The sequence below is a fragment of the Streptomyces sp. NPDC101237 genome (assembly GCF_044767465.1).
Lineage (GTDB): Bacteria > Actinomycetota > Actinomycetes > Streptomycetales > Streptomycetaceae > Streptomyces > Streptomyces gramineus.
Genome location: NZ_JBIWNY010000032.1, coordinates 20972 through 47117, shown reverse-complemented (window position 1 = coordinate 47117; position 26146 = coordinate 20972). Strand labels below are relative to the sequence as shown.

2 protein-coding genes are annotated in these 26146 nt (G+C 74.1%); both read right to left on the bottom strand.

Features of this window, described 5'->3' with window-relative positions; all coding sequences use genetic code 11:
* Position 1 precedes the first annotated feature (1 nt).
* Positions 2-15850: a type I polyketide synthase gene (locus tag ACIRQ9_RS34735; RefSeq protein WP_404182810.1), complete on the bottom strand. Its 15849-nt coding sequence runs from the start codon at positions 15848-15850 to the stop codon at positions 2-4.
* Positions 15851-15864: 14 nt separating this feature from the next.
* On the bottom strand, positions 15865-26142 hold the full coding sequence (locus tag ACIRQ9_RS34730; RefSeq protein ID WP_404182807.1) for an SDR family NAD(P)-dependent oxidoreductase: 10278 nt from the start codon (positions 26140-26142) through the stop codon (positions 15865-15867).
* Positions 26143-26146 lie beyond the last annotated feature (4 nt).

Genomic DNA, 26146 nt, shown 5'->3' with positions numbered 1-26146 from the left:
ATCAGCTCAACTCCGAGTCGATGAACCGGAAGATCTCTTCGTCGCTGGCGGCCCCCAGCTGCTCGGTGACCGACTCGCGGTCGCCGTCGGCGCGCGGCGTCAGCCTGCCGACCAGTGACTGCAGCCGGGCGAGCGCCCGGCGCCGGTCGTCCTCGCCGGACACGTCGGCCAGGACACCGGCCAGCCGGTCGAGTTCCTCGTCCAGCGAGCCGACGGCGGCGGTGGCCGGCACCACCAGCTGCCTGCGCAGGTGGTCGGCGAGCCCGGCGGGGGTCGGGTGGTCGAACACGGCGGCGGCGGACAGCCGTACGCCGGTGGCGGCGCCGAGCCGGTTGCGCAGGTTGACCGCGGCCAGCGAGTCGAAGCCGAGGTCGGTGAAGGGCCGTCCGGTGGGCAGCGCCGCCGGGTCGCCGTGCCCGAGGACGACGGCGACCTCCCGACGTACCAGCTCGACGAGTTCGCGCTGCTGGTCTGCCTCCGGCAGGCTGCCGAGCCGGTCGGCGAGTCCGGACTCGCCGGTGTCCGGTGCGCCGGTGACGGCGGTCAGCGCCTCCCGTACCTCGGGCAGGTCGCCGAGCAGCGGGCTGGGCCGGGCGGCGGTGAACGCGGGGGCGAAACCGGCCCAGTCGACGTCGGCGACGGTCACCGTGGTGTCGGCGTGCCGTACGGCGTCGGCGAGCGCGGCCAGCGCCTCGCCGGGCGGCAGCGCCAGCACGCCCCGGCGGCGCAGCTCCTCGCGCCGCCTGGCCTCGGTGCCGGCGTCCGCCGCGCCGAATCCGGCGCCTTCCCAGGGGCCCCAGGCGATCGCGGTGGCGGGCAGTCCGCGGGCGCGCCGGTGCTGGGCCAGCGCGTCGAGGTAGGCGTTGGCGGCGGCGAACGCGCCCTGTTCGCTGCCGCCCCAGGTGGCGGCGACGGAGGAGAAGAGCACGAAGGCGTCCAGGTCACCGGTGAGCCGGTGCAGGTTGGCCGCGCCGCGCACCTTCGCGTCGAGGGTGGCGCCGACCTCCGCGAGTCCGGTGCCGGCCAGCGTCCCGGAGCGCAGGGTGCCCGCCGTGTGGACGACGGCGGTCAGCGGTGTGCTGGCCGGGACGGCGGCGAGCAGCGCGGCCAGCGCGGTCGCGTCGGCCGGGTCGCAGGTGCTGACGGTGACGGGCACGCCGAGGTCGTCCGGTGCGGTGGCGGCGGGGTCGTCGGTGGTGAGGACCAGGGCCTGCGCGCCGGCCGCGGCCAGCCAGCGGGCCACCGGCAGCCCCATCGGGCCGAGGCCGTCGGTGACCAGCACGGTCCCGGTGGGCTGCCACGGCCGGGCCGGGGTGCGGCCGTTCAGCGGGGCGTGCGCGAGGCGCGGCACGAGCAGCCCGGTGTCGCGGACGGCGGCCTGGTCCTCGGTGCCGGTCAGCAGGGCGGCCAGCCGGTCGAGGCCGCGGCCCGGGTCCTCGGGCAGGTCGACGATGCCGCCGAACAGTCTGGGCTGTTCCAGGGCGAGGGTGCGGCCCAGGCCCCAGAGCATGGCCTGTTCGGGGCGGGGCAGCCGGTCGGCCGGGGTGGCGGCGACCGCGCCGGAGGTGACGAGCCACAGCGCGGTGCCGGTGTCGGCCAGGGCGGCGACCAGGTCGAGGGTGGCGGCCAGTCCCGCGGGTACGGCGGGATGGTCCGGGTGGGCGCCCGCGGCCAGTCCGAGCAGCGAGACCACTCCGGAGGCGGTGGCGGCCTCGGCCACGGCGGTGTCCCGGTCGACCGCGCGGGCGTCGGCGCCCGCGCGGCCGAGCGCGGCGGCGCACCGCTCGGCGAGGGCGGGGTCGTCCGGGCCGACGACCAGCCAGGTTCCGCCGAGCACCGCGTCGGGTGCGTCGACGGGCCGCCAGCCCACGGTGTACCGGCGGCTGTCGGTGACGGCGGTGGCCTCCTGGGCGGTGCGCCAGGCGGCCAGACCCGGCAGGACCTCCGCGAGCGGTTCGGCGGGGACGCCGAGCAGGTCGGCCAGGGCCTTGGGGTCGGCCGGGTCGACGGCCGCCCAGAACGCGCCGTCCGCCGTGCCGGTGCCGGTGGGCTCCGGGGCGGCCAGCCAGTACCGGTGCCGCTGGAACGCGTAGGTGGGCAGGTCCGGTGCGGCGGCCCGGATGCCGTCGAAGGCGGCGGTCAGCCGTACCGGGAGGCCGGCCACCTGTGCCTCGGCGACGGAGAGCAGGAACCGGCCGAGGCCGCCTTCGTCGCGGCGCAGCGAGCCCACGACGGTCGCCTCGTCCAGTGTCTGGTCGATGCCGGGCGTGAGCACCGGGTGCGGGCTGACCTCGACGAACCCGCGGTGCCCCTGGTCGGCCAGGGCGCGTACGGCGGCTTCGAAGCGCACGGTCCGCCGCAGGTTGCGGTACCAGTACGCCGCGTCCAGCGTGGCGGGGTCGGCCCAGTCTGCGGTGACGGTGGAGAACATCGGTATGTCCGCCGCCCGCGGGCGCACCTCGGCGAGTGCCTCGGCCAGTCGCTCCTCGATGCGTTCCACGTGCGGGGAGTGGGAGGCGTAGTCCACGGCGACACGGCGGGCGCGGACGCCGCGTTCCTCGCAGTCGGCCAGCAGCAGGTCCAGGGCCGCCGGGTCGCCGGAGACCACCGTGGCGGCGGGGCCGTTGACGGCGGCGACCGTCACGCCCGGCGGCAGCAGGGCGGTCACCTCGTCGGCGGGGAGCGTCACGGACGCCATGCCGCCGTGTCCGGCGAGTTCTCCTGCGATCAGCCCGCTCCGCGCGCAGACCACCAGTGCGGCGTCGCGCAGGGACAGGATCCCGGCCACGCAGGCGGCCGCGATCTCCCCCTGCGAATGCCCCACCACCGCGTCCGGCTCCACACCGAACGACCGCCACAACGCCGCCAACGACACCATCACCGCGAACGACACCGGCTGCACCACATCCACCCGGTCCAACCCCGGCTGACCCACCTCCCCCCGCAACACACCCGCCAACGACCACTCCACGAACTCACCCAACGCCACCGCACACTCGGCCATCCGCTCCGCGAACACCGGCGACGAATCAAGCAGTTCGACCGCCATCCCCGCCCACTGCGCACCCTGACCCGGGAACACGAACACCGTGCGGCCGGTGTCCCCGGCGGTCGCGGTGGCCAGGTGCGGCGCGCTCTCCCCGGCGGCCAGCGCGGTCAGTCCGGTCAGGAGTTCCTCCCGCTCGGCCGCGACCACCACGGCCCGGTGGGTCAGCGCGGTGCGCCCGGCCGTCAGGGCGGCGGCCAACTCGGCGACCGGGGCCTCCGGTTCGTCGGCCAGCCAGGTGCGCAGCCGGCCGGCCTGGGCGCGCAGCGCGGCCTCGGAGTCGCCGGACAGCGGTACCGGCACGGTCCGCCGGGGCTCCGGCCGCGGGACCGAGACGTCCGGGGCCTGTTCGATGATCACGTGGGCGTTGGTGCCGCTGATCCCGAACGAGGACACCGCGGCCCGGCGCGGCGCGTCCCGGTCCGGCCAAGGCCGTGCCTCGGTGAGCAGCCGTACCTCGCCGGCCGACCAGTCGACGTGCGAGGTGGGTTCGCCGACGTGCAGGGTGCGCGGCAGCACCCCGTGACGCAGCGCCTGGACGACCTTGATCACGCCGGCCACCCCGGCGGCGGCCTGGGTGTGCCCGATGTTGGACTTCACCGACCCGAGCCACAAAGGCTGTTCACGGTCGGCGCCGTAGGTCTCCAGCAGCGCCTGGGCCTCGATCGGGTCGCCCAGGGCGGTGCCGGTGCCGTGCGCCTCCAGCAGGTCGACGTCCGACGGGGACAGCCGGGCCGCGGCGAGCGCGGTGCGGATCACCCGTTCCTGCGCGGGGCCGTTGGGGGCGGTGAGGCCGTTGGAGGCGCCGTCCTGGTTGACCGCCGAGCCGCGCAGCACGCCGAGGACGCGGTGGCCGTTGCGGCGGGCGTCGGACAGCCGTTCCACCACGAGCAGGCCGACGCCCTCGGACCAGACGGTGCCGTCCGCGTCGGCGGAGAACGCCTTGACCCGGCCGTCGGCGGCCAGGCCGCGCTGCCGCGAGAACTCGATGAAGGTGCCGGGCGTGGACATCACGGTCGCGCCGCCGGCCAGCGCCAGCGAGCACTCCCCCGCGCGCAGCGCCTGCGCCGCCAGGTGCAGGGTGACCAGCGAGGAGGAGCAGGCGGTGTCGACGGTGACCGCGGGTCCTTGCAGACCGAAGGTGTAGGCGACCCGGCCGGAGGCGACGCTGCCCGCGGTGCCCGCGCCGAGGTAGCCCTCGACGTCCTGCGGGGTGCTGGGGAGCCGGGTGGCGTAGTCGTGGTACATGACGCCGACGAACACGCCGGTGTCGGTGTCCCGCAGGGACATCGGGTCGATGCCGGTGCGTTCCAGCGCCTCCCAGGAGGTCTCCAGGAGCAGCCGCTGCTGCGGGTCCATGGCCAGCGCCTCGCGCGGCGAGATGCCGAACAGGCCCGCGTCGAACTCCGCGGCGTCGTGCAGGAATCCGCCGCGGGTCAGGTAGGTGCGCCCGGCGCGGTCGGGGTCGGGGTCGTAGAGCCGGTCGGTGTTCCAGCCGCGGTCGGTGGGGAACGGCGTGATGCCGTCGCCGTCCGCGGTCACCAGCCGCCACAGGTCCTCCGGGGAGCGCACGCCGCCCGGGTAGCGGCAGGCCATGCCGACGATGGCGATCGGTTCGTCGGCGGGGCCGGTGCGGCGGGATGGGGTGGGTGCCGGTGCGGCGGCCGCGGTGAGCCTGCGCAGCAGGTAGGAGGCGGTGGCCGCGATGCTCGGGTGGTCGAAGGCGAGCGTGGCGGGCAGGGTGAGGCCGGTGGCCGCGGCCAGCCGGTTGCGCAGTTCCACCGAGGTCAGCGAGTCGAAGCCGAGGTCGGTGAAGGCACGCCGGTCGCCCAGTCCGGCCGCGTCGCCGTGGCCGAGGGTGGCGGCGACCGCGGTGCGGACGGTGTCGTGCACCAGCCGGTGGCGGGCGGCTTCGTCGAGGCCGGCGAACGCGGCCTGGAGCGGGCCGGTGCCGGCGGTGCGGCGGACCGGGACCCGGACCAGGGCGCGCAGCACCGGGGCGGGCGGTACGGTGCGGGCCTGCTCGCGCAGTGCGGCCAGGTCGAGCCGGACGGGTACGGCCAGGGCGCTCCGGCCGGGTACGGCGGCGTCGAACAGCCGCATTCCCTCGGCGGGTTCGAGCGGCACCACGCCGAGCCGTTCGATGCGCTGGCGGGCGGTGCCGTCCGCCGTGTCGCCCATGCCGCCGGCCCACAGGCCCCAGGCCAGCGACACCGCGGGCAGTCCGGCCGCGTGGCGCCGGGCGGCGAGGCCGTCGAGGACCGCGTTGGCGGCGGCGTAGTTGCTCTGTCCGGGGCTGCCCAGGATGCCGGCGGCCGAGGAGAACAGCACGAAGGCGGACAGGTCCAGATCGCGGGTCAGTTCGTCGAGGTGGAGGGCGGCGATCGCCTTGGGCCGCAGCACCCGGTCGATCCGCTCGGGGGTCTGGGCGGCGAGCATGCCGTCGTCCAGGACGCCGGCGGCGTGCACCACGGCGGTCAGCGGGCGGGTTTCGGGGATGCCGGCCAGCAGCGCGGCCAGCGCGTCCCGGTCGGCGGCGTCGCAGGCCACCACCTGTGCGGTGGCGCCGAGTTCGGCGAGGTCGGCGACCAGTTCGGCGGCGCCGGGTGCGTCCGGGCCGCGGCGGCCGGTGAGCAGCAGGTGCCGCACGCCGTGTTCGGCCGCGAGGTGCCGGGCCAGGACCGAGCCGAGCGCGCCGGTGCCGCCGGTGATCAGGACCGTGCCCGCCGGATGCCAACCGGTGGGGTCGCCCGCTTCGGTACGGACCAGCCGCGGCACGCTCACCACGCCGTCGCGGACGGCGAGTTGGGGCTCCGCGGCGGCGAGTGCGGCGGTGTCGGGGAGGCTGCCGTCGCTGTCCAGCAGCACGATCCGGTCCGGGTTCTCCGACTGGGCGGAGCGGGCCAGGCCCCAGACGGCGGCGGCGCCCAGGTCGGTGCCGTCGACGGCGCCGGTGGTGCGCAGGGCGAGTGTGGTGCCGGCGAACCGCTCCTCGGCCAGGAACGTGCGCAGCAGGGCGAGCGCCCGGTGGGCGGCGGCGGTGAGGGAGGCCGGGTCGTTCTCGGTGGCGGGCCAGGCGGCCAGCAGCCACGGTCCGGGGTCGGTCACGGCGTCGAGGTCGAGATCCGTGCCGAGACGGACGGGAGCGGGCTCGTCCGCGCCGGCCGTGGCCGGGGGCAGGGGTGTCCACTCCACCGTGTGCAGTGCCTCGGTCCCGGGGTCCGTCCCTGCGGGGACCGGGCGCAGCGTGAGGCCGTCCGCCGTCAGCACCGGGGTGCCGTAGCCGTCGTAGGCCAGGAGGGAGAAGCCGCCGTCGGCCGGGGTCAGTCGTACCCGCAGTGCCGTGGCGCCGGGCTGCCGGACGGTCACTCCGGTCCAGGAGAACGGCAGGGCGGCCTCGGTCGCCGCCGGGTCGGTGGCCAGTGCGTGCAGTGCGGCGTCCAGCAGCGCCGGGTGGACTCCGAAGCCGGTGGGCCCGGCCTCTTCCGGCAGGGCGACCTCGGCGTACACGTCCTCGCCGTGCCGCAGGACCCGGCGCAGTCCGCGGAACACCGGTCCGTAGGACAGTCCGCGGTCGGCCAGCAGCTCATACAGGCCGTCGGGTTCGCTCCATCCGGCGTCGGCGGTGGGCCAGGGGTCGGACGGCGGCGGGGTGTCGTCCGACGGTTCGACGGCGCCGGTGGCGTGCCGGGTCCAGGGTGCGTCGGCGGTGCCGGCCTCGGCCCGGGAGTACAGGTGCACGGTCCGGCGGCCCCGCTCGTCGGGCGCGCCGAGGACCAGTTGGAGTGCGGCACTGCCCCGCTCGGGCAGCACCAGCGGTGTTTCCAGGGTGAGTTCGGCGATCCGGCCGCATCCGGTCTCGTCCCCGGCGCGGGCGACGAGGTCGACGTACGCGGTGCCGGGCAGCACGATCCGCCCGGCCACCACGTGGTCGGCGAGCCAGGGCTGGGCGGTGGCGGAGAGCCGTCCGGTGAACAGCGTCCCCGCGCCGTCCGCGAGCGTGACGGCGGCGCCGAGCAACGGGTGCCCGATGGCGCCGAGTCCGGCCGCCCCGGCGTCGGCGGCGGTCTCGCCGGTCATCCAGAACCGGCGGTGCTGGAAGGGGTAGGTGGGCAGCGCGACGGGTGCCGGCGCGCGGTCCTCGGTGACCGCCGTCCAGTCGGCGGAGATGCCGTGCACGTGCAGCCGCGCGAGGGTGTCCAGCAGGGCGGGGACCTCGTCCCGGCCGTCGCGCAGGGTGGGCAGTACGACGGTGGCGGCGGTCCCGGCGGGGGACGCGGCGTCGGGTCCGGTCGCGGTCAGGCAGTCGCGGGCCATCGCGGTCAGCGCGGCGGCCGGGCCGATCTCGACGAACGCGGTGACTCCGGCCTCGGCCAGGGCGCGCACCGCGGGCAGGAAGCGCACGCTGTCGCGGACGTTGGCGACCCAGTGCTCCGGGTCCGTGATCTCCCGCTCGGACAGGACCGTTCCGGTGACCGTGGACACGACCGGCAGCCGTGGCGCGCTGAACGGGATGCCGGCGACGATCTCCCGGTACTCGGCCAGGATGCCGTCCACGTGCGGCGAGTGCGGGGCCATGGTGACCCGCAACTGCCGGGTCCGGCGGCCGCGTTCGCGCCAGTGCGCGCCGATCTCGTCGACCGCGTCGGCGTCGCCGGAGACCACCGCCGCGCGCGGGCCGTTGACGGCGGCCAGTCGCACCCGTCCGGTGTACTCGGCGAGCAGCGGGGCGAGTTCGGCCTCGGTCGCCTCGACGGCGACCATCGCGCCGCCCGTCGTGGCCGCGGCCATCAGCCTGCCGCGGGCGGTGACCAGCGTGGCCGCGTCCGGCAGGGCGAGCGCCCCGGCGACGTGCGCGGCGACGATCTCGCCGACGGAGTGGCCGGCCACCAGGTCCGGGCGCAGTCCCCAGCTGTCGGTGAGCCGGACCAGGGCGACCTCGACGGCGAACAGCGCCGCCTGCGTGAAGTCGGTACGGTCCAGGAGGGCGGCCTCGGGGCTGCCCTCGGCCGCGAACAGCACCCCGCGCAGCGGCCTGGGCAGGTGCCGGTCGAGTTCGGCGCAGACCGCGTCGAACGCCTCGGCGTAGGCGGGGAATTCCGCGGCCAGGGCGCGGCCGGCCGCCAGTCGCTGGGAGCCCTGTCCGGGGAAGAGGAAGGCCAACTTTCCGGCGTCGGCGGCGAGTCCGGTGACCACGTCGGCGTCGGGCGTCCCGGCGGCGAGGGCGGCCAGTGCGGCATGCGGACCGGTCAGGACGGCGGCGCGGTGGGCGTGGGACGCCCGGGTGGTCAGCAACGCGTGGGCGAGTGCTGCCGGTTCGGTGTCCGGGTGGTCGCCGAGGTGGGTGAGCAGGCGGGCCGCCTGGGCGTGCAGGGCGGCCTCGGTGCGGGCGGAGAGCACGACCGGCAGCGGCAGCGGGGTCCGGGCCGGCGGCGGGGCCGGTGCCTCGGCGGGGGCCTGTTCGACGACGATGTGCGCGTTGGTGCCGCTGACGCCGAACGAGGACACGGCGGCGCGGCGGGGCCGGCCGGTCTCCGGCCAGGGCCGTGCCTCGGTCAGCAGGGACACCTCGCCCGCGTCCCAGTCCACGTGCGGGCTGGGATCGCCGACGTGCAGGGTGCGGGGCAGCACGCCGGCCCGCAGAGCGAGGACGGTCTTGATGATCCCGGCGACTCCGGAAGCGGCCTGGGTGTGCCCGATGTTGGACTTCACCGACCCGAGCCACAGCGGTTCGCCGTCCCGGTCCTGGCCGTAGGTGGCGAGCAGGGCCTGCGCCTCGATGGGGTCTCCCAGGGTGGTGCCGGTGCCGTGCGCCTCCACCGCGTCGACGTCGCCGGTGGACAGTCCGGCCGAGGCCAGCGCGGCGCGGATCACGCGCTGCTGGGACGGGCCGTTGGGGGCGGTGAGGCCGTTGGAGGCGCCGTCGGAGTTGACCGCGGAGCCGCGCACCACGGCCAGCACCGGATGCCCGGCCGCGCGGGCGTCGGAGAGCCGCTCCACCAGCAGCATCCCGGCGCCCTCCGACCACGAGGTGCCGTCCGCGTCGGCCGAGAACGACTTGCAGCGGCCGTCGGCGGCCAGGCCGCGCTGCCGGGAGAACTCCACGAACAGTCCGGGCGTCGCCATCACGGTGGCGCCGCCGGCCAGCGCCAGGTCGCACTCGCCGCGCCGCAGCGCCTGCGCGGCCAGGTGCAGCGCCACCAGGGACGACGAGCAGGCGGTGTCGACGGTCAGGGCCGGGCCCTCCAGCCCGAACGCGTAGGCGAGCCGCCCGGAGGCGACGCTCGCCGCGGACCCGGTCAGCCGGTAGCCCTCCACGCCCTCGGCGGCGTGGTGCAGCATCGGACCGTAGTCCTGGCGCATGACGCCGACGAACACGCCGGTCCGGCTGCCGCGCACCGTGGCGGGGTCGATCCCGGCGTGCTCGAAGGTCTCCCAGGAGGTCTCCAGGAGCAGCCGCTGCTGCGGGTCGGTGGCCAGCGCCTCGCGCGGGTTGATGCCGAAGAAGTCGGCGTCGAAGTCGGCGGCGGCGCGCAGGAACCCGCCGTGCCGGGTGTAGGAGGTGCCCGGCCGGTCGGGGTCGGCGTCGAACAGCGAGTCCAGGTCCCAGCCGCGGTCGGCCGGGAACTCGGTGATGCCGTCGCCGCCGTCGAGCAGGAACCGCCACAGCTCTTCCGGGGAACGGATATCCGACGGGAACCGGCAGGCCATGCCGACGATCGCGATGGGCTCGTCGGCGTCGGCGACGGCCGGAGGCGGCACGGCCGCGTCCTCGGGCGAGTCCTGTCGGAGGTGGGCGGCGACCGCGGCCGGGGTGGGGTAGTCGAACACGAGGGTGGCGGGCAGGGCGGTGCCGGTGACGGCGGTGAGCCGGTTGCGCAGCTCCACCGCGGACAGTGAGTCCACGCCGAGCGCCCGGAACTCCGCCCGCGGGTCGACGGAGTCGGCGTCGGCGTGGCCGAGCACGGCGGCCGTCTCGGCCCGCACCAGGGCCAGCAGTTCCTCGGCGCCGAGCCGGGCGGCACCGGTGGCCGTGCCGGGTCCGGCGGCCGCGGCGGTACGGCGTCGTGGGCCGCGAACCAGGCCGCGCAGCAGGGGTGGCAGCAGTGCCGGATCGGCGGTGCGCACCCGGATCTTGGCGGGCAGCAGCACGGGCTCGTCGACGGCGAGCGCCGCGTCGAGGAGTGCCAGTCCTTCCTCGGCGGACAGCGCCTGCACTCCGGCTCGGGACATCCGGGCCAGGTCCGCGGGCGAGAGGTCGCCGGTGATGCCGCTGGGAGGGGCCCACAGCCCCCAGGCGAGCGACTGCGCGGGCAGTCCGGCGGCGCGCCGGACTTCCGCCAGTGCGTCGAGGCAGGCGTTGGCGGCCGCGTAGTTCGCCTGGCCCGGTCCGCCGAGGGTGCCGGTGGCCGACGAGAACAGCACGAACGCGGCCAGGTCCAGGCCGCGGGTCAGCTCGTCCAGGTGCAGCGCTGCGGCCACCTTGGGCCGCAGCACCCGCTCGACGCGCTCCGGGGTGAGCGCGGTGAACAGCCCGTCGTCGGAGACGCCGGCCGCGTGCACGACGGCGGTCAGCGGACGGTCGGCGGGGATGCCGGCCAGCACCTGCGCCAGCTCGTCCCGACGGGTCGCGTCGCAGGCCACCGTGCGCACCTCGGCGCCGAGTCCGGCGAGTTCGGCCGCCAGCTCGGGCGCGCCGCCCCGGCGGCTGGTCAGCAGCAGGTGCCGTACGCCGTGCTCGCGCACCAGGTGCCGCGCGACCAGGCCGCCGAGGGTGCCGGTGCCGCCGGTGATCAGGACGGTGCCCCGTGGATCGAGCCGGCGGGGCAGGGTGAGCACCAGTTTGCCGGTGTGCCGGGCCTGGCTGAGGTACCGGAACGCGTCGACGGCGCGGGAGACCGGCCACACGGACGGCGGCGGGACGGTCAGCGCGCCCGCCGCGAACAGTTCGAGGGCCGCGACCAGCAGCCGCCGCATCTCCTGCGGCGGAAGCCGCATCAGGTCGTACGGCAGGTAGTCGATGTCCGGGAAGTCCGCCGGATCGCGCAGGTCGGTCTTGCCCATCTCCAGGAACCGGCCGCCGGGGCGCAGCAGTCCGGCCGAGGCGTCGACGAACTCACCGGACAGCGAGTTCAGTACGACGTCCACCGGACCGAACTTCGTGGCGAACCCGGTGTCCCGGGAGGACGCGATGTGTGCCTCGTCCAGGCCGAGTTCACGCAGCACCTGCCACTTGCCCTCGCCCGCCGTGCCGTAGACCTCGGCGCCGAGGTGCCGTGCCAGTTGCACGGCGGCCATGCCCACGCCGCCGGCCGCGGAGTGGATCAGCACCTTCTCCCCCGCGCGCAGTTTGGCGAGTTCGACCAGGCCGAGGCGTGCGGTGAGGTGGGCGATCGGCATGGCGGCCGCCTGCTCGAACGTCCAGCCGTCCGGGATCGGGGCCACGGCCGCCCGCTCGGCCACCGCGACGGGCGCGAACGCGTCACCGAAGAGGCCGGTGACACGGGTCCCCGGGACCAGGTCGGTGACGTCGTCGGCCACCTCGGTGACCACGCCGGCGCCCTCGCCGCCGAGGGCGACCTCACCGGGATACATGCCCAGGGCGATCAGCACGTCCCGGAAGTTCAGTCCGGCGGCCCGCACCTCGATGCGCACCTGGCCCGGCCGCAGGGCCGCCGCCGCGGCCGGAGCGGGCACCAGCGCGAGGTTGTCCAGGGTGCCCGGACGGGTGACGGCCAGCCGCCAGTGCGGCTCCGCCGGCGGCACCAGCTCGGGCCTGGCCAGCCGAGGTACCCGCAACGAGCCCTCGCGAAGGGCCAGTTGAGGCTGTTCGGCGGCCGGTACGGCGGCCAGCGCGCGGCGGGAGGCCGCGGTGCCGTCGAGGTCGGCGAGCACGATGCGCCCGGGCTGTTCGGCCTGCGCGGCACGGAGCAGTCCCCACACGGCCGCGCCACCCGGATCGGCCGGGCCGTCGGCGGGTTCGGTGGTGACCGCCCCGGTGGTGACGACAAGCAGCCGGGCGGGCTCCGTACTGCCGCCCAGCCAGTCCTGCACCTGCCGCAGCACGGTCGCGACGGCCGCTTCAGGGGGCTGCTCCGCCGGGACGGCCAGCACGGTGAGGTCGGCGGCGCCGTCACCGGCGAGGCCGATGCCGCAGGCGCCCAGGTCGGCGGCCAGGGGCTCGGGGAGCGTACCCAGTACCGCCCAGGGTCCGAGGGCCGGTCCTTCGAGGACCGGCACGGTGTCCCAGTCCAACCGGAACAGCGAGTCCCGCGGCACCCGGTCCGCCGCCTGCGCGGCGGCGGCACGCAGCGTCAGGGACTCGACGGAGGCCACCGGGGCTCCGGTGCCGTCGAACAGGTCGAGCCTGAAGGCTCCGGAACCGGCCGGGGCGAGCCGCACCCGGACGGCGCCCGCACCGGCCGCGTGCAGCCGGACCCCGGACCAGGAGAACGGCAGGCGCGCGCCGCCGGTGTCGTCCGTGAGCGCGAGCGCGTGCAGGGTGGCGTCCAGCAGCGCCGGGTGCAGCCCGAACTCCTTGGCCCGCTCGCGAAGTTCATCCGGCAGTGCGACATCCGCGAAGACCTCGTCGCCGCGCCGCCAGGCCGCGCGCAGTCCCTGGAACGCCGGTCCGTAACCGAGCCCGCGAGTGGCGAGATCCGGGTAGGCCGCGTCGACGGCCACCGGAGTGGCGTCCGCGGGCGGCCAGACCTCCTCGGCGCCGGAGGGGGTGACGGTGTCGTGCGGGCCGACGGCGAGCGTGCCGGTGGCGTGCAGGACCCACGGTTCGTCCTCGGAGGCGTCCTCGGCGAGGGAGTAGACCTCCAGGGCGCGCCGACCGGAGTCCTGGGCCTCGCGCACGGCCAGCTGCAACCTGACGGCACCCGTCTCGGGCAGCACCAGCGGGGCCTGAAGGACGAGTTCCTCGACCCGGTCGCACCCGACACGGTCGGCGGCCTGCACCGCCAGCTCCACGAACGCGGAGCCCGGCAGCACGATCGCCTCGGACACCCGGTGATCGGCCAGCCAGGGCTGGGACCCGACCGAGAGCCGCCCGGTGAGCAGGTAGGCGTCCGACCCGGCCAACGCGGTGGCCGCCCCGAGCAACGGATTCCCGGCCGGAAGCAGCCCCGAGGCGGCAAGGTTGCCACCGGGAGCCGACTCCAGCCAGTAGCGGCGGTGCTGGAAGGCGTACGTCGGCAGATCGACCCGAGCGGCCGGCGGTAGATACGCGGCCCAGTCGACGCCACCACCGTGCACATGGAACCGCGCCAACCCGGCAGCCAGCGAGCGCACTTCAGGCTGCCCACGACGCAACAGCGAAACGAACGCAGCAGTGGCGTCCTGCGGCAGACAGTCCGGGCCCACGGCACTGAGCGCCGCATCCGGACCGACTTCCACAAACCGCGTCACACCCTCGCCATAGAGACGAGCCACCGCATCAGCGAACCGCACGGTCTCCCGCACATTCCGCCCCCAGTAATCCGCATCCACCGGAGCCGCATCCACATCCACCGTGGACACGAACGGAATCCTCGCAGCGCCGAAGGAGACTCCCGCGACGGCTTCCCGGAACCGCTCCACCACCGGCTCCATCAACACCGAATGAAAGGCATGACTGACCCGCAAACGCGTATTCCGCCAGCCTCGCTCCCCCGCCACCTCCGCGACCGCCTCCACCGCGGACTCCGCGCCGGACACCACCACCGAACGCACCCCGTTCACGGCCGCGATATCCACATCATCGGGCAGAACATCAGCGACTTCCGCCTCCGCGGCATTCACCGCCAGCATCGCCCCGCCCGACGGCAACTCCTGCATCAACCCCGCACGCGCACACACCAAAGTGACCGCATCATCCAGCGACAACACCCCGGCCACATGAGCAGCCGCCACCTCACCCACCGAATGCCCCACCACGAAATCCGGCACCACACCGAACGACTCCAGCAGCCGGAACAACGCGACCTCGAAAGCGAACAGACCACACTGCGCGAACAACGTCTCGTCCAACCGCTCACCACCGTCCAGAACCACCCCCCGAACCGGCCGCCCCAACACCGACTCCAACCGCCCGCAAATGTCGTCGAATGATTCCGCGAACACCGGAAAGCCATCGGCCAGCTCCCGGCCCATCCCCGACCACTGCGACCCCTGACCCGAGAACAGGAACCCCGTCAACCCACCCCGGTCGGCCAGCACGGCGTCCGGCATCTGGGCGAGGACGGACAGCAGTTCCTCGCGATCGGCCGCCACCACCGCACCGCGGTAGTCCAACGCGGACCTGGACAGCGCCGCCGCGCGGGCCACCTCCGCGACCCCCACAGCCGGGTCGGCAAGCACGAACTCACGCAGCCGGGCCGCCTGATCACGGAACGCCTCGGCCGTACGACCGGACACCACCACCGGCACCGGCACCGGCACCGGCGTCACCGACTTCGGCACCTCCCCCGACTCGGCCACCGGCGCCTGCTCGATGATCACGTGCGCATTGGTCCCGCTCACACCGAACGCCGACACCGCCGCCCGACGCACCTCGGACTCCGGCCACGGCTGTGATTCGGCGAGCAGTTCCAGCGGTCCGCCGGTCCAGTCGACATGCGGGGTCGGGGTGTCGACGTGCAAGGTGCGCGGCAGCACCCCGTGACGCATCGCCTCCACCATCTTGATGACGCCCGCCACACCAGCCGCCGCCTGCGTGTGCCCGATGTTCGACTTCACCGACCCCAGCCACAACGGCCGGTCCCGATCAGCGCCATAGACCCCGTGCAGAGCCTGCGCCTCGACCGGATCGCCCAGCGACGTACCGGTCCCATGTGCCTCCACCGCGTCGATGTCCCCCGGAGACAGGGCCGCGTTGGTCAGCGCCTCGACGATGACCCGGCGCTGCGCCTGGCCGTTGGGGGCGGTCAGGCCGTTGGACGCACCGTCCTGGTTGACGGCGGAGCCACGGATGACGGCGAGCACCGGGTGGCCGTTGCGCTCCGCGTCGGACAGACGCTCAAGGAGCAGCATGCCGACGCCCTCGGACCAGCCGGTGCCGTCGGCGTCCGCGGAGAACGCCTTGCAGCGGCCGTCACCGGCCAGGCCGCCGAGCCGGTCGAACTCCACGTAGGTACCCGGCGTGGACATGATGGTCACGCCGCCGGCCAGAGCCAGCGTCGTCTCCCCGGAACGCAGCGACTGGACCGCAAGGTGCAGGGTGACCAGGGAGGAGGAGCAGGCGGTGTCCACGGTGACGGCGGGGCCTTCGAATCCGAAGGTGTAGGCGACCCGGCCGGTGGCGATGCTGGCGGCGTTGCCGTTGCCGATGAACCCTTGCAGTTCCTCGGGCACGTCGTCCATCAGCGTCGCGTAGTCGTGGTACATCACGCCCGCGAAGACGCCGGTACGGCTGCCGCGCGCGGTGAGCGGGTCGATCCCGGCACGTTCGAAGGCCTCCCAGGAGGTCTCGAGGAGGAGTCGCTGCTGCGGGTCCATCGCCAGCGCCTCACGCGGCGAGATCCCGAAGAACCCCGGATCGAAGTCGCCGGCTCCGGCGACGAACCCGCCGAGTCCGACCGGCAGTCCGGCCAGGTCCCAGCCGCGGTCGGTGGGGAACCCGGAGATGCCGTCCCGGCCTTCGGCGAGCATCTCCCACAGTTGCTCGGGGGTGCCGACGCCACCGGGATAGCGGCAGGCCATGCCGACGATCGCGATGGGCTCGCGCCGGGCCTGCTCGATCTCGGCGAGCCTGCGCTGCGCGCTCTGCGCCTCGGTCAGCGCACGCCGGAGATAGTCCCGGAGCTTGTCCTCGTTAGCCACGCGGTTTTCCTTCCTCACCCTTGGTCGGCGCCGAGGCCGTCGACTAGGCCGAACAGTTCGTCGTCGGAGGCCGACGACAGGTCGTGCTCCGCCGCCGCGCCGGTCTGTTCCTCGCCGCCGTACTTGGCGAGTAGTGCGGTGAGCCGCATGCGCAGCTTCGCCTGGTCCACGGCCCCGGGATCGGCGCCGGCCAGTGCTTCTTCGAGTTGGTCGAGCCCGGCGAACGGCGAGTCGGCCGGTGCGCCGTCGGCGGCGGGCATGGAGGCGTGCAGGTGTGCGGCGAGTGCCACCGGCGTGGCGTACTCGAACACCACCGCGGCGGGCAGCCGGATGCCGGTGGCCTCGGAGAGCCGGTTGCGCAGTTCGACGGCGGCGAGCGAGTCGAAGCCGAGTTCGGCGAAGGTGCGGTGCTCCGCGACGGCGGCCGGTGAGTCGTGGGCGAGCACCTTGGCCGCTTCGGCGCGGACCAGTTCCAGGAGCGCCTTCTCGCGGCCGGGTCCGGACCACGCGGCCGGTGCGGCGGCGGAGGCGGAGCGCGTGCGGGCGACGGCATCGGGAGCGGGCGCTTCCCGGACCAGACCGCGCAGGACCGCCGGTACGGGGCCGCCGCTTCGCAGGGCCGCGCGGTCGAGGCGGATCGGCGCGAGCACCGGTTCGTCGACGGCCCGCGCGAGGTCGAAGAGTTCGAGCGCCTCGACGGTGGTCAGCGGCCGCAGCCCGGCGCGGGCGATCCGGGCCAGGTCGGTACCGGACAGTTCACCGGTGATGCCGCTGCCGTCACGCTGCTCCCACAGCCCCCAGGCGAGCGAGGTCGCCGGGAGACCGGCGGAGTACCGGGCCCTGGCGAGCGCGTCCAGCGCGGCGTTGGCGGCCGCGTAGGCGCTCTGTCCGGCGGCGCCGAGCACCCCGGCGGCGGAGGAGAAGAGGACGAAGTCGGTCAGCTCCCGGTCGCGGGTCAGTTCGTCCAGCCAGCGCGCGCCCAGCACCTTCGGCGCGAGCACCGCCGCCAACCGCTCCTCGGAGAGCCCGGTGACCAGACCGTCGTCCACCACCCCGGCCGCATGCACCACAGCCGTCACCGGATGCTCCACGAGCAACGCGGCCACCGCCTCCCGGTCGGCCACGTCACACGCCACCACCGACACCTCGGCACCCAGTTCCCCGAGTTCCGCGACCAGTTCGGCCGCGCCGGGGGTGTCCGGGCCGCGGCGTCCGGTGAGGACGAGTTCGCGTACCCCGCGGACGCCTGCGAGGTGACGGGCGAGGGCCGCGCCGAGCGCACCGAGACCGCCGGTGATCAGCACCGGGCCGTCCGGAGCCCAGGCCGCTGCGTCCCGGTCGGTGATCCTGGACAGCGGGACATGCGCCAGCCGCGGCACGAGCACCGTGCCGTCGCGCACCACCATCTGCCCGCCGGGCACGTTCCACATCGCGGCGGGAACGTCCAGGCCGTCGGCGTGCTCGAAGTCGGCCAGCAGGAACCGGCCGGGATGCTCCTGCTGCACCGAGCGCAGCAGGCCCCAGACCGCGGCGGCGGCCGGATCGGTACGGGCGTCGCACGTCCGCAGGGCGAGCCGGGAGCCGGTGAACCGGTCATCGGCCAGCCAGGCGCGCACCGCGTCCAGCGCCCGGCCGGCCGCGGCAGCGGGATCGCCCTCGGCCCCGGCCGCCAGCACCACCACGTCGGGGAGTTCACCGTCGGGCAGTGCGGCCAGGTCGACGCATTCCAGCACGGACGGCGCCGGGCCGCCCGGCAGTCCGGCGGGCACCAACTCCTCGGCGTACAGGGATTCGTGGTGGCCGAGTTGCTCGGCCGAGATCGGCCGCACGGCGAGGGATTCCACCACCCCGACGGGGGCGCCGGACGCGTCGGCCAGTTCGATCCTGGCCGACTCCGCGGCGACCGGCGAGATCCGTACCCGCAGTGCGGACGCCCCGGTACGGCGCAGCGCGACGCCGTTCCAGGCGAAGGGCAGCAGGGTGCGGTCGCCTTCGTCCTCGTGCAGGTAGCGCAGCGCGTGCAGCGACGCGTCCAGCAGGGCCGGGTGCAGTCCGTAGCGGCCTGCGTCGGTCAGGTCGGGCAGCTCGATGTCGGCGAGGATCTCGTCGCCGCTGCGCCAGGCCGCGCGAAGTCCCTGGAACGCCGGACCGTACTCCAGCCCGCCGGCGGCGAACTCGGCGTAGGCCGAACCGACGTCGAGGGCGACCGCTCCCGGCGGCGGCCAGGCGGCGGGCACCTCCGCGGGCTCCGTCGGGACCGAGCCGAGTACGGCACGGGCGTAGCAGGTCCACGGTGTGCCGTCCTCGGCCGGACGGGCGTGCACGGTCAACGGCCGCTCTCCCCCGGCGTTCCGCGCACCGACCCTCATCTGTACCTCGACGCCGCCCTCCTCGGGGAGCACCAGCGGTGCCTGGAGGGTCAGTTCGACGACTTCGCCGACTCCGGTCGCCGCGGCGGCGTGCAGGGCCAGCTCGGCGAACACACTGCCGGGCACGACGGTCGCACCGAGCACGGTGTGCTCGCCCAGCCAGGGCTGTGACCGTGTGGCCAGCCGCCCGGACAGCAGGAAACCGTCCTCCTCGGCGAACTCCACCACCGAGTCCACCAAGGGATATCCGCTCCGGGGCGGTGGCTCGACGTCGTCCAGCCAGTAGCGGCGGTGCTGGAAGGCGTACGTCGGCAGATCGACCCGAGCGGCCGGCGGCAGATACGCGGCCCAGTCGACGCCACCACCGTGCACATGGAACCGCGCCAACCCGGCAGCCAGCGAACGCACTTCAGACTGCCCACGACGCAACAACGAAACGAACACAGCAGTGGCGTCCTGCGGCAGACAGTCCGGGCCCACGGCACTGAGCGCCGCATCCGGACCGACTTCCACAAACCGCGTCACACCCTCGCCATACAGACGAGCCACCGCATCAGCGAACCGCACGGTCTCCCGCACATTCCGCACCCAGTAATCCCCATCCACCGGAGACGCATCCACATCCACCGTGGACACGAACGGAATCCTCGCAGCAGCAAAGGAAACTCCCGCGACGACTTCCCGGAACCGCTCCACCACCGGCTCCATCAACACCGAATGAAAAGCATGACTGACCCGCAAACGCGTATTCCGCCAGCCTCGCTCCCCCGCCACCACCGCGACCGCCTCCACCGCGGACTCCGCGCCGGACACCACCACCGAACGCACCCCATTCACGGCCGCGATATCCACATCATCGGGCAGAACATCAGCGACTTCCGCCTCCGCGGCATTCACCGCCAGCATCGCCCCACCCGACGGCAACTCCTGCATCAACCCCGCACGCGCACACACCAAAGTGACCGCATCATCCAGCGACAACACCCCAGCCACATGAGCAGCCGCCACCTCACCCACCGAATGCCCCACCACGAAATCCGGCACCACACCGAACGACTCCAGCAGCCGGAACAACGCGACCTCGAAAGCGAACAGACCACACTGCGCGAACAACGTCTCGTCCAACCGCTCACCACCGTCCAGAACCACCTCCCGAACCGGCCGCCCCAACACCGACTCCAACCGCCCGCAAATGTCGTCAAAAGCCTCCGCGAACACCGGAAAGCCATCGGCCAGCTCCCGCCCCATCCCCGACCACTGCGACCCCTGACCCGAGAACAGGAACCCCGTCAACCCACCCCGGTCGGCCAGCACGCCGTCCGGCATCTGGGCCAGGACGGACAGCAGTTCCTCGCGGTCCTCGGCCACCACCGCACCGCGGTAGTCCAACGCGGCTCGGGACAGCGCCGCCGCGCGGGCCACCTCCGGGACCCCCACATCTGGGTCGGCGAGCACGAACTCACGCAGCCGGGCCGCCTGATCACGGAACGCCTCGGCCGTACGACCGGACACCACCACCGGCACCGGCACCGGCGTCACCGACTTCGGCACCTCCGCCGACTCGGCCACCGGCGCCTGCTCGATGATCACGTGCGCATTGGTCCCGCTCACACCGAACGCCGACACCGCCGCCCGACGTACCTCGCTCTCCGGCCAGTCGATCGCCTCGGTGAGGAGCCGGACGTCACCGGCGGTCCAGTCGACGTGCGGGGTCGGGGTGGCGACGTGCAAGGTGCGCGGCAGCACCCCGTGACGCATCGCCTCCACCATCTTGATCACACCCGCCACACCAGCCGCCGCCTGCGTGTGCCCGATGTTCGACTTCACCGACCCCAGCCACAACGGCCGGTCCCGATCAGCGCCGTACACCCCGTGCAGAGCCTGCGCCTCGATCGGGTCGCCCAATGAGGTGCCGGTCCCGTGCGCCTCCACTACGTCCACGTCCGAGGGCGACAGGCCCGCCGTCCTCAGCGCGGCCTGGATGACGCGTTCCTGCGAGGGGCCGTTGGGTGCGGTGAGGCCGTTGGAGGCGCCGTCCTGGTTCACCGCCGAACCGCGGACCACCGCCAGCACCCGGTGGCCGTTGGCGCGCGCGTCGGGCAGCCGCTCCAGCACCAGCATGCCGATGCCCTCGGACCAGCCGGTCCCGTCGGCATCGGCGGAGAAGGATTTGCAGCGGCCGTCGGCGGCCAGGCCGCGCTGCCGGTCGAACTCCCGGAATGGAGTCGGGCTGGACATCACGGTCACTCCGCCCGCCAGCGCCAGTGTGGACTCGCCGGAGCGCAGTGACTGGGCGGCCAGGTGCAGCGCCACCAGCGAGGACGAGCAGGCGGTGTCCACGGTGACGGCCGGGCCGGTGAGGCCGAAGGTGTAGGCGACCCGGCCCGTCGCGATGCTGCCGAGGTTGCCGTTACCCAGGTAGCCCTCCAGTTCTTCGGGCACATGGGTCAGCCGGGTGGCGTAGTCCTGGTACATCAGCCCGGCGAACACCCCGGTTTGGCTGCCTCGGACGCCGGTCGGATCGATTCCGGCGCGTTCCAAGGCCTCCCAGGACAGCTCGAGGAGGAGTCGCTGCTGCGGGTCCATCGCCAGCGCCTCACGCGGCGAGATCCCGAAGAACCCCGGATCGAAGTCGGCGACGTCGTCGAGGAACCCGCCGAGTCCGACGGGGAGTTCGCCGATGTTCCACCCGCGGTCGGCGGGGAACGCGGAGATCCCGTCCCGGCCCTCGGCGACCAGGTCCCAGAGCTGCTCGGGCGTGGCGATCCCGCCGGGGTAGCGGCAGGCCATTCCCACGATCGCGATCGGCTCGTCCACGGCGGCCGTGGCCGCGGGGGGCGTGGGCTCCCGGCCGGTCCGGACGTCGCCGCTCTCGGCGAGGACGAATGCGGCGAGCGCCGCCGGGGTCGGATGGTCGAAAACCAGGGTGGTCGGCAGGCGCAGTCCGGTCGCTGCGCCGAGGCGGTTGCGCAGTTCCAGCGCGGTGAGCGAGTCGACCCCGAGGTCCGCGAACGACTGATCGGCGCCGATCTGCTCGGCCCCGGCCAGATCCAGTACCCCGGCCGCCTGCGTGCGCACCAGGTCCAGGGTGGCACGGCGGCGCTCGGCTTCTGTCAGCGCGCGCAGCCGGTCGGCCCAGCCGGACTGCTGCCGGGCGCGGTCACGGCCCCGGACCAGGCCGGTGAACACCGCGGGCAATGGGTCGAGCCGATGCAGGGCCGCGGTGTCCAGCCGCATCGGCAGTACGGCTGCGGCGTCGAGCCCCACGGTGGCGTCCAGGAGGGCCAGCGCCTCCGCGGTGGGGAGCGCGGCGATGCCTCCGCGGGCGATGCGGGCGAGGTCGGCGTCGGACAGTTCGCCGGTGATGCCGCTGCGCTGCTCCCACAGTCCCCAGCCCAGCGAGGTGGCGGGGAGTCCGGCTGCGCGGCGCTGCACGGCCAGCGCGTCGAGGTAGGCGTTGGCCGCGGAGTAGGCGGCCTGCCCGGCGTTGCCCAGGGTCGCGGAGGCGGAGGAGAACAGGACGAACCGGCGGAGGTCCAGGTCGCGGGTCAGTTCGTCCAGCCAGCGCGCGCCCAGCACCTTCGGCGCGAGCACCGCCGCCAGCCGCTCCTCGGAGAGCCCGGTGACCAGACCGTCGTCCACCACCCCGGCCGCATGCACCACAGCCGTCACCGGATGCTCGGCGAGCAAAGCGGCCACCGCCTCCCGGTCGGCCACGTCACACGCCACCGCCGTCACCTCGGCACCCGACTCGCGGAGTGCGGCGGCGAGTTCGGTCATGCCCGGCGCTTCCTCGCCGCGCCGGGACGCCAGTACGACGCCCCGCACATGGTGGTGCTCCACCAAGTGTCGTGCCACCAGGCCGCCGAGCGTCCCGCTCGCGCCGGTGACCAGCACTACGTCGTCGACGGACCAGGGTGCGTCCTCGACCGTCTCCGTCACCGGGGTCAGTCGCGGCACCAGCACCCGGTCCGCGCGCAGGGCCAGTTGAGGTTCGTCGGTGGCCAGCGCGGTGGTCAGGTCCGTGTCCGTCACGGCGGGGTCCGTCGTGTCCAGCAGCACGAACCGGCCCGGCCACTCGACCTGCGCCGAGCGCACCAGCCCCCACACGGCCGCTCCGGCCGGATCGGGCACCTCGTCGGCGGTGACCGCGACCGCGCCATGGGTGACCAGGACCAGCCGGGCGCCGGGCGCGGACTCCTCGGCCAGCCGCTCACGTATTCGTTCCAGTACGGCGGCGGTGCGCTCGGCCACGGATGTGTCCCCGACGCGGAACAGTACGTCGGCGCCCGCGGCGCGGGAGCGCCCGACGCGGGCGGGCGTCCAGTCCAGCCGGTAGACCGAGTCCAGCCGTGCGGGCGCGCTCAGATCAGAGGTGAGGGCCCGCAGCACCACGCGCTCGACGGTGCCGACCGGGGCGCCGCTGCCGTCGGCCAGGTCCAGCCGGACCGCGTCGTCGTCTACGACGGTGAGCCGCACCCGCAGTGCCGTCGCTCCCGTGTCGTACCAGCGGACCCCGCGGAAGGCGAAGGGCAGCCGCAGACCCTGGTCGCCTCGCAGGGCGAGCGCGTGCAGGGCAGCGTCGAGGAGCGCGGGATGCAGGCCGAACTCCTGTGCCTGGCCGCGCTGCTGGTCGGGCAGGGCCACCTCGGCGTAGATCTCGTCGGCGCGCCGCCAGGCCGCCCGCAGCCCCTGGAACGCCGGTCCGTAACCGAGGCCGGTGTCCGCCAGCCGCGGATAGAACCCGTCCAGGTCGATCGGCTCGGCGTCGGCCGGGGGCCACCGTACGAGATCCGCGCCGGGGCCGTCGTCGACGCTCTCGGACAGCACACCGCCGGCATGTCGGGTCCAGGCTCCCGAGGAACCCTCCGGCCGTGAGTACACCTCGACCGCGCGGCTGCCGGTGGCATCGGGTTCCGCGACCACGACCCGCAGGGCGAGACCGCCCTCGGCGGGCAGGACGAGCGGTACCTCCAGCGTCAGCTCGTCCAGCTGGTCGCCTCCGAGCAGGTCGGCCGCGTGCCGCGCGAGTTCGACGAACGCCGTGCCGGGCAGCAGCACGGTGTCGGTGACCTGATGGTCGGCGAGCCACGGCTGGGTCCGCAGGCTCAACCGTCCGGTCAGGACGGTGTCGACGGCACCGGGCAGGGCGACCAGCGCGCCGAGCAGCGGATGCCCTGCGGGCAACGCGCCGAGCGCGGCCGGGTCGGCCGATTCAGCGCTGTCCAGCCAGTAGTGACGGTGCTGGAAGGCGTACGTCGGCAGATCGACCCGAGCGGCCGGCGGCAGATACGCGGCCCAGTCGACGCCACCACCGTGCACATGGAACCGCGCCAACCCCGCAGCCAGCGAACGCACTTCAGACTGCCCACGACGCAACAACGAAACGAACGCAGCGATGGCGTCCTGCGGCAGACAGTCCGGGCCCACGGCACTGAGCGCCGCATCCGGACCGACTTCCACGAACCGCGTCACACCCTCGCCGTACAGACGAGCGACCGCATCAGCGAACCGCACGGTCTCCCGCACATTCCGCACCCAGTAGTCGGCGTCGGCCGGAGCGGCCTCGACATCCACCGTGGACACGAACGGAATCCTCGCAGCAGCGAAGGAAACTCCCGCGACGGCTTCCCGGAACCGCTCCACCACCGGCTCCATCAATGCCGAATGGAAGGCATGACTGACCCGCAAACGCGTGTTCCGCCAGCCTCGCTCCCCCGCCACCTCCGCGACCGCCTCGACCGCGGACTCCGCGCCGGACACCACCACCGAACGCACCCCATTGACGGCCGCGATATCCACATCATCGGGGAGGACATCAGCGACTTCCGCCTCCGCGGCATTCACCGCCAGCATCGCCCCACCCGACGGCAACTCCTGCATCAACCCCGCACGCGCACACACCAAAGCGACCGCATCATCCAGCGACAACACCCCGGCCACATGAGCAGCCGCCACCTCACCCACCGAATGCCCCACCACGAAGTCCGGCACCACACCGAACGACTCCAGCAGCCGGAACAACGCGACCTCGAAAGCGAACAGACCACACTGCGCGAACAACGTCTCGTCCAACCGCTCACCACCATCCAGAACCACCCCCCGAACCGGCCGCCCCAACACCGACTCCAACCGCCCGCAAATGTCGTCAAAAGCCTCCGCGAACACCGGATAACGACCGGCCAGCTCCCGCCCCATCCCCGACCACTGCGACCCCTGACCCGAGAACAGGAACCCCGTCAACCCACCCCGATCGGCGATCGCGTTGATGCCTCCTGGGTCACCGTCCGCCAGCGCCGTCAGGCCCGTCAGCAGTTCCTCGCGGTCCTCGGCCACCACGGCACCGCGGTGTTCCAGTGCGGCCCGGGTGGTGGCGGTGGCGAGGGCGATGCGGGTGACGGTCAGTTCGGGGTCTGCGGCGACCAAGTCGTGGAGTCGCCTCGCCTGGTCGGCGAGGCCGGTCGTGCCACGGGCGGAGAGCACCACGGGCAGCGGGATCGCGGGCGTCGGCCGTGGGGCCGGCGTCGGCTCGGCCTCTTCCGGGTCGGGTGCCTCTTCCAGGATGACGTGGGCGTTGGTGCCGCTGATGCCGAACGAGGAGACCGCGGCGCGGCGCGGTCGTTCACCGCGTGGCCAGGGGATCGCCTCGGTGGCCAGGGAGAGGGTGCCGGTGGACCAGTCGATGTGGTGGGACGGGGTGTCCGCGTGCAGGGTCTTCGGCACGGTCTCGTGGCGCAGGGCCAGCACGGACTTGATCACTCCGGCCACTCCGGCGGCCGCGAGGGTGTGTCCGATGTTGGACTTGACCGTGCCGAGGAGCAGGGGGCGTTCGCGGTCGGTGCCGTAGGTGGCGAGCAGGGCCTGTGCCTCGATGGGGTCGCCCAGGGAGGTGCCGGTGCCGTGCGCCTCCACCACGTCGACGTCGGCGGGGGTCAGGCCGGCCGCGTTCAGGGCGGCGCGGATGACGCGTTGCTGGGAGGGGCCGTTGGGGGCGGTGAGGCCGTTGGAGGCGCCGTCCTGGTTCACCGCCGAGCCGCGCAGCACCGCCAGTACCTGGTGGCCGTTGGCGCGCGCGTCGGACAGTCGCTCCAGCACCAGCATGCCGACGCCCTCGGCCATGCCCATGCCGTTGGCGTCGGCCGAGAACGCCTTGCAGCGGCCGTCGGGGGCAAGGACTCGCTGGCGGCTGAACTCGACGAGCGGTCCGGGTCCGGCCAGGACGGTCACGCCTCCCGACAGGGCGAGCGTGGACTCTCCGTTGCGCAGGGACTGCAGGGCCAGGTGCAGGGTGACCAGGGAGGTCGAGCAGGCGGTGTCCAGGGTGACGGCCGGGCCCTCGATGCCGAGGGTGTAGGAGATACGGCCGGACAGCACGCTGGGGACGACTCCGGTGACCAGGTGTCCTTCGACGCCGGCCGGGGCGTGGGCCAGGCCGGTTCCGTATTCCTGGTAGTTCTGGCCGACGAAGACTCCGGTGCGGGTGCCGCGCAGGGTGGTGGGGTCGATGCCGGCGCGTTCCAGTGCCTCCCAGGAGGTTTCCAGGAGGAGCCGTTGCTGCGGGTCCATGGCCAGGGCCTCGCGGGGCGAGATGCCGAAGAAGGCCGCGTCGAACGCGCCGGGGTCGTCGAGGAAGCCGCCGCGTCGTACGTAGCTGTGGCCTGAGCGCTCCGGGTCGGGGTCGTAGAGGCCGTCGGTGTCCCAGCCGCGGTCGGTGGGCAGGTCGCCGGTGACGTCCAGGCCTTCGGTGAGAACGCGCCACAGGTCTTCCGGGGAGCGGACTCCGCCGGGGTAGCGGCAGGCCATGCCGATGATCGCGACGGGTTCGGTGCGGGCCTGTTCGACGTCCTGCAGACGGCGGTTCGCCTTGCGGAGGTCGACCATGACGCGGTTGAGGTAGCCGCGCAGCTTCTCTTCTTCGGACATGTGC

What these genes read in the sequence shown, in the direction of transcription:
- ACIRQ9_RS34730 (WP_404182807.1), bottom strand. Translation starts at nt 26,142, where the DNA reads ATGTCCGAAGAAGAGAAGCTGCGCGGCTACCTCAACCGCGTCATGGTC.